At 44.5% G+C, this 13,708-nt stretch carries 10 protein-coding genes; 3 read left to right on the plus strand and 7 right to left on the minus strand.

The window, feature by feature from the left end; genetic code table 11:
- Nucleotides 1-55 precede the first annotated feature (55 nt).
- The gene (locus BTO10_RS12380; protein ID WP_105024697.1) at nt 56-2,338 is read left to right on the plus strand and encodes an acyl-CoA dehydrogenase; all 2,283 of its coding nucleotides are present in this window, start codon (nt 56-58) and stop codon (nt 2,336-2,338) included.
- 210 nt (nt 2,339-2,548) lie between these two features.
- Nucleotides 2,549-3,751 carry an enoyl-ACP reductase FabV gene (gene fabV / locus BTO10_RS12385; protein WP_004741296.1) on the plus strand — a complete coding sequence of 401 codons (1,203 nt, stop codon included), beginning with the start codon at nt 2,549-2,551 and terminating at the stop codon, nt 3,749-3,751.
- A gap of 313 nt (nt 3,752-4,064) precedes the next feature.
- On the opposite strand, the gene BTO10_RS12390 is transcribed toward fabV, so the two are convergent.
- Nucleotides 4,065-5,747: an aspartate:alanine antiporter gene (locus tag BTO10_RS12390; RefSeq protein WP_105024698.1), complete on the minus strand. Its 1,683-nt coding sequence runs from the start codon at nt 5,745-5,747 to the stop codon at nt 4,065-4,067.
- Between the two features lie 242 nt (nt 5,748-5,989).
- The gene (locus tag BTO10_RS12395; RefSeq protein WP_004741562.1) at nt 5,990-6,253 is read right to left on the minus strand and encodes a GrxA family glutaredoxin; all 264 of its coding nucleotides are present in this window, start codon (nt 6,251-6,253) and stop codon (nt 5,990-5,992) included.
- Nucleotides 6,254-6,778: 525 nt separating this feature from the next.
- Here BTO10_RS12395 and BTO10_RS12400 point away from each other — a divergent pair.
- Nucleotides 6,779-8,071, plus strand: a complete 1,293-nt coding sequence (locus BTO10_RS12400; protein ID WP_105024699.1) for an iron-containing alcohol dehydrogenase — start codon at nt 6,779-6,781, stop codon at nt 8,069-8,071.
- Between the two features lie 90 nt (nt 8,072-8,161).
- Here BTO10_RS12400 and BTO10_RS12405 read toward each other — a convergent pair whose 3' ends face one another.
- From BTO10_RS12405 to BTO10_RS12425, 5 genes are all read right to left on the minus strand, one after another.
- Nucleotides 8,162-9,016 carry a MurR/RpiR family transcriptional regulator gene (locus BTO10_RS12405; protein WP_004734686.1) on the minus strand — a complete coding sequence of 285 codons (855 nt, stop codon included), beginning with the start codon at nt 9,014-9,016 and terminating at the stop codon, nt 8,162-8,164.
- 360 nt (nt 9,017-9,376) lie between these two features.
- Nucleotides 9,377-11,020: a pyridoxal-dependent aspartate 1-decarboxylase PanP gene (panP, locus tag BTO10_RS12410; protein ID WP_105024700.1), complete on the minus strand. Its 1,644-nt coding sequence runs from the start codon at nt 11,018-11,020 to the stop codon at nt 9,377-9,379.
- A gap of 118 nt (nt 11,021-11,138) precedes the next feature.
- Nucleotides 11,139-11,666, minus strand: coding sequence for a hypothetical protein (locus BTO10_RS12415; RefSeq protein ID WP_004741565.1), 528 nt, complete (start codon nt 11,664-11,666; stop codon nt 11,139-11,141).
- 174 nt (nt 11,667-11,840) lie between these two features.
- Entirely contained in the window at nt 11,841-12,746 is a 906-nt protein-coding gene (locus BTO10_RS12420; protein WP_105024701.1) for a lysine exporter LysO family protein, read from the minus strand.
- Nucleotides 12,747-12,785: 39 nt separating this feature from the next.
- Nucleotides 12,786-13,706 carry an HDOD domain-containing protein gene (locus BTO10_RS12425; RefSeq protein ID WP_105024702.1) on the minus strand — a complete coding sequence of 307 codons (921 nt, stop codon included), beginning with the start codon at nt 13,704-13,706 and terminating at the stop codon, nt 12,786-12,788.
- Nucleotides 13,707-13,708: the final 2 nt, after the last annotated feature.

The following is a 13,708-nucleotide window of genomic DNA, read 5'->3' on the forward strand; positions in this document are numbered from 1 at the left end:
CAAATAAAAAGCGAATAAATTCACAACCAATATAGTGAACAAAAGGATCTGAACTATGAGCTCTCTAAGACAAAAATGGGTAAGTGACCCAGCTTTTAAACTCTTTAAAAAAGTACTACCACCACTATCTAGCACTGAGAAAGAAGCGATGGAAGCGGGTAGCGTGTGGTGGGACGGAGAGCTGTTCTCTGGTAAACCAGATTTCACTAAGCTGCACCAATATCCAAAGCCTCAACTTTCGTCAGAAGAGCAGTCTTTTATGGACAATGAGCTAGAAATTTTGCTTTCTATGCTTGATGACCATCAGATTGTGAAAGAAGACCGAGATCTTCCGAAGGAAGTCTGGAACTTCTTACGAAAAGAACGCTTCTTCTCGTTGATCATTTCTAAAGAGTACGGCGGTCGTGAATTTTCAGCGCACGCAAACTCAACAATTGTTACTAAGATTGCAACTCGCAGCATCAGTGCCGCAGTTTCTGTAATGGTTCCTAACTCACTGGGTCCAGGTGAGCTTCTATCTCACTATGGTACTCAAGAACAGAAAGATTACTGGCTGCCACGTCTTGCTGACGGTACAGATATCCCATGTTTCGCACTAACTGGCCCTGAAGCGGGTTCTGATGCAGGCGGTATTCCTGATGTTGGTACCGTATGTATGGGTATGCACGAAGGTAAAGAGACACTGGGTATCAAGCTTAACTGGAACAAGCGTTACATCACGCTAGCACCCGTAGCAACAGTGCTTGGCCTTGCATTCAAACTGCACGATCCAGAAAAACTGTTGGGTGATAAAGAAGATATCGGTATCACGTGTGCGCTTATTCCAGCAGACCATGAAGGCGTTGTGATTGGTGAACGTCATGACCCACTAGGTCTTGCTTTCATGAACGGTCCAACACGTGGTCATGATGTATTCATTCCAATGGAGTGGTTAATCGGTGGCGCGGATTACGCAGGTAAAGGCTGGCGTATGCTAGTGGAATGTCTATCTGCGGGTCGTGGTATCTCATTACCAGCACTAGGCACGGCAATGGGCCACCTAACGGCGAGGACAACAGGTGCATACGCATACGTTCGTAAGCAGTTTGGTATGTCGATTGGTAAGTTTGAGGGCGTTGCAGAGAGCTTAGGTCGTATCGGTGGTTTAACGTATCTACTAGAAGCGACAAGAACACTTACAACGACATCGCTTGATATGAAAGAGAAGCCGGGCATCGTAACGGCTATCGCGAAATACCACATGACAGAGATGGCACGTACTATTCTGAATGATTCAATGGACATTCACTCAGGTCGTGCAATTCAAGATGGTCCAATGAACTATTTGGCTGCACCTTACCTGGGTATTCCAGTTGCAATCACAGTAGAAGGTGCAAACATCCTGACTCGTAACCTGATGATTTTTGGTCAAGGTGCGACACGTTGTCACCCATACGTATTGAGCGAGATGGAAGCGGCAGCTAACCCAGATGAGAAGCAAGGTGCGAAAGACTTCGATGACTTGTTATTCAAGCATATTGGTCACGCAACTAAGAACACATTTGGTGCGTTCGGTGCTGCGTTGACAGGCTCTAAGTTCATTAAAGCGGACATGAGTGGTCCAACTAAGCCTTACTACCAAGACTTAACACGTCTAAGCCGTGCATTAGCGGTAAGTGCCGACTTCGCGATGCTAACTCTGGGCGGTGAACTGAAACGTAAAGAGCTTATCTCTGCACGTTTAGGTGATGGTCTAAGTTACCTATACATGGCTTCAGCTGCGCTTAAGAAGTATGAAGATGAAGGTCGTCAACAAGCAGACCTAGGCTATGTACACTACGCGGTTCAGCACTGTTTCCACCATGCTGCAAAAGCACTACAAGAGGCGTACCGTAACTTCCCGAATAAGGTGGTTGGTAAGGTACTTAAAGGGCTAATATTCCCTGTAGGTAACCACTTCGAAAAACCAAGTGATGATCTAACCGTTCAGTTGGCTGAAAGCTTGATGACGCCGGGAGCACACCGTGAACGTCTGACTCATCTTTGCTACATCGGCCAGGAAGAGGACGATAGTGTTGGCTTGATGGAAAACGCGTTCAATGCGATGTACAGCATCAAACCACTTGAGCGTAAGATCTTCAAAGCGGTTAAAGAGGGCAAAGTTGCTCGTAAAGGTCTGCTGCAAGACAAACTTGCTCAAGCACTTGCAGCTGATGTACTGACTCAAGACGAAGTTGACCAAATCGTTGCAGCAGACAAACTACGCTACGCTGCAATCCAAGTTGACCACTTCAGTCACGATTACAGTGAAACTTTGACGCGAAAAGAGTTAAAACCTAAGCTAAATAGCGTTGCTTAGATTAAGAAATGATAAAAGGCACCTTAAAAGGTGCCTTTTTTTGTTTTTGTCGTAGAAGTCGCAATAGTCGCGTTAACAAATGGTGACTTAGTCAGCAAATATTCACTGAGTGCTCCAACCACTTGCATTTTCACCACATTTTTACAGAAATTAGATGCCATTTGCGTACGAAACTTTTATCCTTAACCTGATTTTTTAAGGAAGTTGAATATGATCATCAAACCTCGAATTCGCGGATTCATCTGTACTACAACACATCCAGTCGGTTGTGAAGCTAATGTAAAAGAACAAATTGCTTACACAAAAGCTCAAGGCCCAATCGCAAACGCACCTAAACGTGTACTAGTTGTTGGCTCTTCAAGTGGCTACGGCTTGTCTTCACGTATTGCGGCTGCATTTGGTGGCGGCGCTTCAACTATCGGTGTTTTCTTTGAGAAAGCCGGTACTGAGAAAAAGCCTGGCACAGCTGGTTTCTACAACTCAGCAGCGTTCGACAAGTTTGCTAAAGAAGAAGGCCTATATTCAAAAAGCCTGAATGGCGATGCTTTCTCTAACGAAGCTAAACAGAAAACAATTGACCTGATTAAAGAAGATCTAGGCCAAATCGATATGGTTGTATACTCACTGGCGTCTCCAGTGCGTAAAATGCCAGAGACTGGCGAAGTAATTCGTTCATCTCTAAAGCCTATCGGTGAAACGTACACGTCAACTGCGGTTGATACGAACAAAGACACAATCATCGAAGCAAGCGTAGAGCCTGCAACTGAAGAAGAGATTAAAGACACTGTTACTGTAATGGGCGGTGAAGATTGGGAACTTTGGATTAATGCTCTTTCTGAAGCTGGTGTTCTAGCTGACGGTTGTAAGACGGTCGCTTACAGCTACATCGGTACTGAACTAACGTGGCCAATCTACTGGGATGGCGCGCTAGGTAAAGCTAAGATGGACCTAGATCGTGCAGCGGCAGCGTTAAACGAGAAACTAGGCCAAACTGGCGGTACTGCTAACGTTGCTGTTCTTAAGTCTGTTGTGACTCAAGCAAGCTCTGCAATCCCTGTTATGCCTCTTTACATCGCTATGGTGTTCAAAAAGATGCGTGAAGAAGGTATTCACGAAGGTTGTATGGAACAGATCTTCCGTATGTTCAGCCAGCGTCTATATAAAGAAGACGGCAGCGCTCCAGAGGTTGATGACGTAAACCGTCTACGTCTGGATGACCTAGAACTGCGTGACGACATCCAAGAGCATTGTCGTAACCTATGGCCTCAAATCACAACTGAAAACCTAAAAGAGCTAACTGACTACGTTGAGTACAAAGAAGAGTTCTTGAAGCTATTCGGTTTCGGTGTTGAAGGTGTTGATTACGAAGCTGACGTTAACCCAGCTGTTGAATTCGATGTAGCTGACATCTAATTCAAATTATCGAATCTAAACGAATAGGCGCTCATTGAGCGCCTATTTTTTTGTCTGCTATTTGATTAAGGAGATTAAGAGCAGATTCGGGATGCGAGTGGCGGGAAACGAAAAGATTTAAGAGCAGTTGCGAGTGACACGATTCGAGATACGAAAAGATTTAAGAGCAGCTACGAGTGACGAGATTCGAGATACGAAGAGAGTTAAGAGCAGGAGAGGGGAGGAAGGCTGAACTGCTTGAAACAGTCCATAAAAATGCACTAACCCAAACATGAATTAGTGCATTAGAAATGAATCGTTTAGCGATGTGTGGCTAGCTGATAATGATGATGAAGGTACCGGCTAAGGTCATCAAAATATTTGCTATCGCGTAGGTGCCCGCATAACCTAATGCTGGGATTGTTGAGCGAGCATGGTCATTTACGATGTCCATTGCTGGAGCACATGTTCGTGCACCGATAATCGCACCAAACAGCAATGCACGGTTCATCTTAAGTACGTAAGCGCCTACTAAGTAAGCGAAGAATACCGGGATTACACTGACTATCAGAGCAATACCGATAACTTGCGGACCAACTTGAGTTAAGTGCTCAAATATCTTACCACCGGCGCTTAAACCGATACCCACCATAAAGAACATCAAACCTAGGTCTTTGACCATGTTCAGTGCCCCTTGAGGTACATAACCAAAAGTAGGGTGGTTTGCACGCAAGAAACCTAGCATGATACCTGATAGCAGTAGGCCAACCGCGTTACCTAAGCCAAATGAAACCTGGCCAAATGTCATAGTGATCAAACCAAATAGAATGCCCAAGATGAAGAAGCTACAGAAAGCCATCAGATCCGCCATTTGGCTGTGGATCGAGATGAAACCAATTTTCTCTGCTAGGCCGTGAACACGACTCTTCTCACCACTCACCTGCAGAACATCACCTTTAGCAAGCACGATGTTTAAGTCCATCGGCATTTCAATTTGAGCACGTACTACGCGGTTAAGGAAACAGCCGTATTCAGATAGATTTAGGTCTGAAAGGCGTTTGCCTGCGATGCTGTCACTTTTAACGACGATCTCTTCTTCCACGATACGTAGGTCAAGAAGGTTACGGTCGAAAACCTCTTTGCCATTACGGAAACTTGGGTCTAGGCGCGCGTGGCTGTCCGGGAAACCAACCAATGCGATCTCGTCGCCTTCTTGCAAAATGGCATCACCATCTGGGTGGGCAAGAATGCCATTACGGCGAATACGCTCGATGTAACAGCCTGTTTGGCGATAGATACCCAACTCACGCAGGTTCTTACCGTCTGTCCAAGAGATAAGTTCTGGTCCCACACGATAAGCACGAATAATCGGCAGGTAAACCTTGCGCTGACCTGAAGCGCCTAAGCCTCGTTCTTGAGCAATTTGCTCTGCTGAGTCGTGCAGATTTACTTTCTGAAGTTTTGGAATCAGACGAGCAAACATAATCATACTGATTAAGCCAACTAGGTAAGCCATAGCGTAGCCGACCGATAGGTTTTCGATAATCAGGCTTAAATCCATATTTCTTGGCACTTCAGCAAGCCCTGAGTTGAGTGCGTCCTGCGCACCTACCAAGATTGGTGTCGCAGTTAGTGCTCCAGCCATCATGCCGGCAGAAAGGCCGAAACCAAGACCTAAGTATTCGCTACAGAAGTAAGTAAGCGCTATAGCGGTAGAGAGCACCACTAAACTTAAGATCAGGTAGTGTTTGCCATCTCGGAAAAAGATACCAAAGAAGTTTGGCCCCGCTTCAATACCGACACAGTAGATGAACAGCATAAAGCCAATCGTTAGGGCGTCTGCGTTAAATGAGAAACCAAGGTGACCCATAACAAGGGAAGTAATCAGAACGCCGATTGAATTACCAAGTTGCAGGCTACCGAAACGAATTTTACCAATGGCTAAACCAATCGATAAAACAACAAAGATGAGGAGAATGGGGTTTTGTTCTAGCAGAAAAACAACGTCGATATTCACAGTGGTCGCTCAATAATAGGCGTGAAAAACAGGGTAAGTTTGAAATGTGGATTGTATCTAAATATAAATAAATTATAAGTGATATTTTCCCTTTTTACTTGATTTTGACCAGATTCTTATATCGTATGAAAACTGGCTATAAAAAAAGCCCGCTTTAATAAGCGGGCTTAATAGAAATCTTACAGTCTGATACTAAAAATGTTCAGCTGATTAAGGGCTTAGCCCAAGATTCAAACACTAGATTAGTCGAAAAGACCTAGGTTTTCTTTTGCGTATGCTTCAAATTCTGTGCAGCCGCCGATGTGGTCTTGATCGATGAAGATTTGTGGCACAGTTTCAACTGGCTTACCAACTGTCTTCTCTAGGTCTGCTTTGCTGATGCCTTCAGCGTGGATGTCAACATAACGGTAGTTGAAGTCATCGCGTTTTGCTTTAAGAGTTTCAGCATGCTCTTTTGCACGAACACAGAATGGGCAAGCAGGGCGACCAAAAATAACAACAAACATTTCATTTCTCCTAAATACGGGATGAGGCTCGTTAACCTAAAATACGTCAACTATTCTTAATTGAACAAGACTCAAAAATTCTTGAATCCAACTATGCCCTAATGCTTTAGGGAAATAAAGATGGAATTACCTCTTAATACAATAGGTTTTGCCTATCAGAGCAAATAATGTTCACAAAAGCGATCCGCTCGAATTTTTGGTCAGTATCAAGTCTAAGTACCCTTATTATCAGAGTGTGAATTACCCCTAAGAAAGCGACTTTTATGCACCTTTAGTGTGACAAGTTGCACTTCGTCAAAAAAATTGTCTTCAGAACGAGGCATCTTATGACTGATTGACGAAAATTAAACGATAAAGGTTAGAGTGTTCATACACAACCCACGAAGCGTCGCCTTTAGAAGTCTGGGGTGGCAACAAGAGTCGTTTTCTTAATGAGCCTTTTTAAAAACAGGCACTAGGTACAAAGACAACATTCCAACAACCAAGAGTTCGCAGTTTTGTTTGGTCATAGGCGCAGGAGGCACCATGTTTCAATTTATGACATCTACAAAGATCATCTTTGGTGATGGAGCACTCTCCGCTTCATTGTCTCTCTTTAACCAATATGGCTACAGCGTGTTATTAGTGACCGGGAATACACTCCAGCGCACGTCAATTGTCACTGATTATCTAGATGCGCAAAGCATGCGTTACCAACACATCGCGGTTTCTGGTGAGCCTAATATCAAAATGGTTGAAGAGGCCGCGATATCTGCACGACGATTTAAGCCCGATATGGTTGTCGCTATGGGCGGAGGCAGTGCGATAGACATGGGCAAAGCGTTAGCTGCCGTATTACCTAACCAAGGTAACCTCTATGACTACGTTGAAGTAGTTGGTCGCAATGTCCCTCTCAAAACTAAACCACTGCCATTTATTGCTATTCCCACAACCGCGAGCACCGGTGCAGAGGTGACTAAAAATGCTGTACTCAAATCAGGGCAAGACCAAGTGAAGATCAGCTTACGAAGCCCAGATATGTTGGCTGATGTCGCTATTGTCGATCCGACATTAACTCATGGTACTAACCTGTATTTGTCGGGCAGGGGCGCGATGGACGCGTTTACTCACCTGATGGAGGCTTATGTGTGCGGAGATCCAAACCCATTGACGGATATGATCTGCGAAGAAGGGTTGCGTAAGCTCAGCGGTTCCGTGGTGCAAGCGTGTGTTTATGATGAACCGCAAGCACGCTCTGATCTGGCATTCGCTTCCATGCTTGGTGGGATGGCAATCACCAACGCCAAGCTAGGTGCTGCGCACGGATTGGCTTCTGCGTTGGGTGGTAAGATATCGGCTCCGCACAGTGTTATTACGGCTCGATTAGCGCCATTTGTGATGCTAGAGAATATTGAGGTCGCGAGGGAGCATCAAAGAAGCGATATTTTAGAGCGCTATCAAAGGATTGCTCAAATAGTCACGGGCAAAGCGCAAGCCTCGGCAGAGGATGCAATTTCTTGGTTATCAGAAGTACTCGATACGCTCAAGCTACCAAGTCTATTAGAGTTTGCTGTTTGTGAAGCGCAATTCGAAGAGGTATCGGCTGATGCACTCAAGTCGGTTGCTATTAAAGGGAATCCATTGCCATTGAATCAAGAGCGTTTGATACATATCCTGCAGCAGGTTTGTGAGAAGTGTCATTGTGGTGAAGCTCAGGGTGAAGTCTCGTTTAGTCATAACGATGCCGAGTCTCAAATGGTGGAGTCGAGTTTCACGATCATCAACTCTTATGCCTCAGAGAATAGTGTGGTGGAGAAGGGGAACAGCTGGACCATTTAATAGTATTGGTAAATGGTCATGACACTATTCAAGACGCAGATAAATAAAAACGGAGTACAAGGCTCCGTTTTTCAATTTACATCTTTGGGGTTAGAACTGAGAGTATTTCTCGTAGCGTGAATCACGAAGTGACTCTTTGACACGCTTAAGATTCTCTCTGAAACCAGAACCGCGACGCAGTGTAAAGCCAGTCGCTAGCACATCAATAACCGTCATTTGAACAACGCGGCTTGCCATTGGCATATAAACGTCTGTGTCTTCCGGTACATCCAACGAGATAGAAAGCGAGCTTGCTTTATCTAGTGGAGAGTCTTTTGCTGTGATTGCGATAACCGTTGCGCCGTTTTCGCGTGCTAGGTTTGCAATTTCAACTTGGCTCTTTGTACGACCTGTGTGAGAGATTAATACGATAACGTCGTTGTCACTGCAATTAATGCAGCTCATTCGTTGCATCACGATGTCTTCAAAACACGTGATTGGAATATTAAAACGAATAAACTTGTTTTGAGCGTCTTTCGCTACGGCAGAAGAGGCACCTAGTCCGAAGAACGAAATGCGTTTTGCTTGAGTCAGCAAGTCAACCGCACGGTTTACTTGCATTGCATCTAGACTGTTTTTCGCAACGTCTAGGCATGCCATTGTTGATTCGAAGATTTTATGCGTGTAAGCATCAGGGCCATCATCTTCTTCGACATTGCGGTTCACATAAGGTGTACCATTCGCCAAGCTTTGAGCAAGGTGAAGTTTAAAGTCAGGGAAGCCCTTTGTGTCTAAACGACGACAGAAGCGGTTAACTGTAGGCTCACTTACGTCAGCCATTTTAGCTAAGGTAGCAATGCTAGAATGGATTGCAGTTTGAGGGGAAGCCATAATTACTTCGGCTACCTTGCGCTCAGACTTGCTGAAATTTTCCAGGTTTTTTTGTATTTTTTCTAATGTATTCATAGTGTTCACAAGGGTATAGAGAACAACTTGCCAGTTAATATCTTTTTACCAGGGGGTATGGCTGAAACAAATATCAGTAAGCACAACACCAACGTTTTGTTGAATATTGTAATTGCTGCTGTATCAAATAGATATCAAGCTAACTAGCACCATAGAGTCAGTATAAACCTAACATACTATTCACTAATACAAAAACACGGGATGAATGCCTAAGAATATGACAGGCCTCAACAAAACTTTAGAAAAGTACAGAATTGGAAGAGGCTTTGAGCAAAAAGAATGCGATTTTAGTATGAACTGACACCTAAGTTACATCAAAAAGAAATAAATTTTCAATTTGATGCAACTAAAGTTGAATGGCTATGCGTTTATTTGCGTAACCAGTTTGGTGATCTTACCCATCAAGTTAGGAGCTAGTTTAGAGATTTCACGCTGCTCTTCAAGTACAGAAGAAAGAATCTCGTTGCCCGTTAAGGGGTTAGCCAATACTACGCGGAAAACGATGATTGGCTGATGAGCCCACGCTTCAGGGTTTAGGCGAGTACGAGATACAAACGATTTGCCTGTTTCACGCTGTTTCTTCTGGATAAACTTAGTCAGTTCGTTCAGAAGTTCGTTCAACTCTACACGCTGGTCAGGAGCGGCTTTAAGCAGGGCTGCTTTTACCACTTCAGGAACGTAGCGGTAGGTCAGTAAGCAAAGCTCTGGTTCAGATACCAGTTCGAAATCACTTTGTTCTTTGATTAGGTCGGCAAAGTAGCGTGCTTTGTTGATGCTTTGATCGATCAGCAGTTCATAGCCTGGACGGCTGATGATGTGCATTGCAGCATAAACCAGCATAGCCATACCTGAACGAGAACCTTCTAAGGTATGGCTACCTAAGTCTTTCGATCCTTTACGCAGAATGTATTGCGCGTGGTGTTCAATGGCTGTCATCGCATCTGGTTTCTTAAACAGAACCATGCCAGCACCCATAGGAATGTAAAGCTGCTTGTGAGCATCGATAGTGACCGAATCAGCCAGTTCAATACCATCTAAAAGGTGACGGTGATTATTCGACATCAAGGTTGCACCACCCCAAGCTGCATCCACATGGAAGTGGCAGTCAGACTCGGCACATACGTCGGCAATATCTCTTAGTGGGTCGATATTACCGGTTTCCGTTGTACCAGCGACACCGATAACGGCGAAAGGCTTAATCTTGTTCTGCTTGAGCTGCTCGATCTTCAGTCGTAGGTCGTCAGTACAAATGCGATTGTCGTTATCTGTTTTAACTGATACAAGACCTTCCTGACCAATACCCAGTACGTCAGCGGCTTTTTTCAGGGAGTAGTGACCACGTTCAGAGACTAAGATGGCTAGGCCTTCGTAGTCGTAGTGTTTCATGGCTGTGAACAAGCCTTCTTTCTCGACACCTTTGAACGAGCCCTGTGCTTTTAGTGCATTGTTACGTGCGACCCAAAGCGCAGTAATGTTCGCGATAGTACCACCAGAACAAAACGCCCCTAATGAGTGATTGGCACTGTGCATCCAACGAGAATAGAACGCGTCATCATCTTGATAGATCAAGCGATGCAGCATACCCAGAACTTGACGCTCTAGGGGGGTGAAAGCTTTGGAAGTCTCGATCTTTACTAGGTTCTGATTGAGCGCAATCATGATCTTTGAAAGCGGCATCAAAAAGTAAGGCAGGGCAGACGTCATGTGACCAATGAAGCTTGGCGATGAAGTATGAACCGAGTGCGATACAAGAGAATCGAGGAGATGCTCAGTATGTTCAGAAACAAACTCAGGTTGCTCTGGGATATGAGCATTTGAAAAATCTTTCTCAATTTCACGCAGCGGCTTTTCTTCAGCCACGATATGTTCACGTAAGAATTGATTCAGGTTTCGTGAAAGTTTGTCTTCAATTTGAGTGAGTGTTGAATCTGGGCCTTCAGGTACCGTGAAGATACGTAGAAGACTGTCGAAGCTAACATCTGCTGTTTTTTGTTCCGTAACCATAGCAAGCGAGTTATTTTTTTAATATTGACGCGAGCGGGACAATCTAAACGAAAACGGGAACAATGTCCCGTCTTAATTATGAAATCCAACTTCTCACAAAAGCTTATTAAATGAGGGGTTACTTACATTTAATCGCTTCAAGTTCGGCGATCGAGCTGTTGTAGCGCTGAAGTGCAGTGTCGATTTGTTTAGGGTGACTAAGCAGCTCTGCGAATGCCGAACGCAGCTCGTAATTTTGCTCATGAGGCTTTGATTGACGATCGTCGAACGTTGTTTTAGCGACTTTGCCTAGCTCATCATCGCGTTGTGATAGAGTCTTTATGTCATGTTGCTCAAGTTGCAGCCAGCCTTCAACTGGTTGTTCTGTTGCTACTTTGCTTGAGTCATTCACTAGGTAGTAGTGTACCGCAGCACGATTTAGCTCGAAGTGGTGCTTACGGCCTTCAAGGAACCATTCACTTACTTCTGTTAGCTCTGGGTATTGCTCTGAGGTGAGTTCAGCAAGATCGGCGTACCAATTTAGAGAGGCGTCGATGTAAGCATCGTATTTTTTCGCTTGGCACTGGTTTGTTTCAGACATTGAATCTGCTGCAAAAGAGAAAGTAGAAGTTGAAGCTAGCAGTAATGCGACGCAAAGGCGTTTCATAGCGGGTCCTTTTGTAAGTTTATTCTTGTTATTACTTTGTCGTTACAGGTTACCGTGATCATTCTTTGTTGAGCAATGACACTTAGTGTCTTTTTATTTGGGTAACTGTATCGGTGTCTTGGGCAATGGTATTCGAGGTGCATTCTAATCTAAATCGATCGCTATTCCTGCGATCTAGTTAGCAAGAGATACAAAGAACAACATCAAAATAGGTACGAGTAGACTCAATATAAATCCACTAACAATCGCGATAGGCACACAGCGGACGCCGCCTGTTATTTGAATGACAGGCAAAGTGAAGTCCATGGCGGTAGCTCCAGCATAACCAATAGACGTACATGGATAGCTTCGAATGAGCACTGGAATCAGAACTAACGCGACAAGCTCTCTCAGGAGCTCAAGCATGAATGATGCTCCGCCGTAGACCGGACCAAATGCATCGCCCATTAGGATTCCAGCCAAGGAGTACCAGCCAAAACCAGAAGACATGGCTAGCGCGTTAAACAGAGGAATATCAAGCAAGTAAGCAGCGATAACACCACCTAACATAGAGGTGATAATTATCGTGACAGCGATGACCATGCCATGCTTGTTGAGCAAGATTTGTCTTAGGGTCAGCCCGCTGTTTCGCAGCTGGATGCCAATGAAGAATAGAAGAACGAATAGAATCCACTCACTCGCTGTATCGACCCAATGAAGGCTGATAGGCAGAACGAGTCCTGCGATAAGGCTTGAGCCGACAACCAAAATGAGTTTGGCAGACTCCATTGCCATCGAAGAAAGGGGCAGCTTCTTTTGACTACTGTCTGTTTTGAGTGGTAGTACTTTGTCTATCGCGGGCAATGCCATCAGGTTACAAACACTCAAGCAGACAAAGAAAGTGACTGTGTAAAGAAGGATTGTCTGTAGGTTATTACCAAGATTATCAAGCGCGGCAAGGCTTAATCCCATCAGCGCTAGAATTACATAGATCAAACGCGATGTAGAGCGGTTGATGAATTCTAGCGTTTGGGTGTTTGAAATTGAGAATAGATACCCCACAACAAGTGGAGCAAATATGAAGATCATCCCTGTAAACATGCTTTCCTCTATTGCAATTACTTCAACTTTTTCTATGACTTAGAAGCCACTAGAGTTGATCACGTCGTTTAGCTTTGCATTAAAATCATGTTTACTCAAGTTGCTTAGATTATAAAGCACCTCTGCACCTGTCACGTTGAGCTCAACTTCGTGATCATCGATGTTCTCATCCTTGTTTCTGAACATCAGTAGGTGGTTAGCAATGCGTGCGATATCTAAGTAAGACACTTCACGTTCTTCTTGTTTGTTGATGGTGTTGCTGCACACGTCAATGAAATCGCTGTCGAAGCCCCAACGCTTGAGTACTAGCTTGCTGGTGGCTGAACATTGGCCCTGGAAAATCTGAAGCGCGATATCGTGGTCGAGGTAGTTACCGTTCTCAAGGTATAGGTGGTATTCGCTTACTAGGCAGAACAGCCCAATATCGGCTAATAGCCCAACTAGTAAAGACTTCTCATGTTCAAGGTAGCGATATTCAGCAGGAGCGATCTCTTTAAAGCCATTGGTCACAAGTACCATGGTTGCGCCTAACTCTTTTGATACAGAAGCGCTTTGAATCAATAGCTGGTTACACTCTTTACTTAAATCTACTGAATGCTTGAGTTGCTCGATCGCTTGTGCTGTCACGATGTCACGAACACGCAGTATGCCGAGGCGTGAAACGGCTGTCATAATGTCGACACAGGTAATGTTGCGTCTGTTGAAGACAACCGAGTTTGCAACTCGAATGACGATGGCTGTAAGGCCTGGGTCTTCAAGTAAGCACTCGGCAACTTCCGCTATCCCAGTCGATTCAAGGGTACAAAGCTTTTGGATCTTAAGTACAACGTTAGGAATAGGAGGAAGGGTTATTTTTCCCGCTGCGAGGGAATGTCCAACAAGTTGGGCAAATTCTGATTCTAGGCCCTTAAGAAGAAGTGCCTTGTTTTGTGGTAGCCAGAAAAACGATAAATGATTCATAT

Source organism: Vibrio chagasii (assembly GCF_002954585.1).
Classification (GTDB): domain Bacteria; phylum Pseudomonadota; class Gammaproteobacteria; order Enterobacterales; family Vibrionaceae; genus Vibrio; species Vibrio chagasii_A.

Bases quoted from the DNA above. Each gene is read 5' to 3' on its own strand.
- BTO10_RS12380 (WP_105024697.1), top strand. From the start codon at position 56: ATGAGCTCTCTAAGACAAAAATGGGTAAGTGACCCAGCTTTTAAACTC.
- fabV (WP_004741296.1), top strand. From the start codon at position 2,549: ATGATCATCAAACCTCGAATTCGCGGATTCATCTGTACTACAACACAT.
- BTO10_RS12395 (WP_004741562.1), bottom strand. From the start codon at position 6,253: ATGTTTGTTGTTATTTTTGGTCGCCCTGCTTGCCCATTCTGTGTTCGT.
- BTO10_RS12400 (WP_105024699.1), top strand. From the start codon at position 6,779: ATGTTTCAATTTATGACATCTACAAAGATCATCTTTGGTGATGGAGCA.
- BTO10_RS12405 (WP_004734686.1), bottom strand. From the start codon at position 9,016: ATGAATACATTAGAAAAAATACAAAAAAACCTGGAAAATTTCAGCAAG.
- panP (WP_105024700.1), bottom strand. From the start codon at position 11,020: ATGGTTACGGAACAAAAAACAGCAGATGTTAGCTTCGACAGTCTTCTA.
- BTO10_RS12415 (WP_004741565.1), bottom strand. From the start codon at position 11,666: ATGAAACGCCTTTGCGTCGCATTACTGCTAGCTTCAACTTCTACTTTC.
- BTO10_RS12420 (WP_105024701.1), bottom strand. From the start codon at position 12,746: ATGTTTACAGGGATGATCTTCATATTTGCTCCACTTGTTGTGGGGTAT.
- BTO10_RS12425 (WP_105024702.1), bottom strand. From the start codon at position 13,706: ATGAATCATTTATCGTTTTTCTGGCTACCACAAAACAAGGCACTTCTT.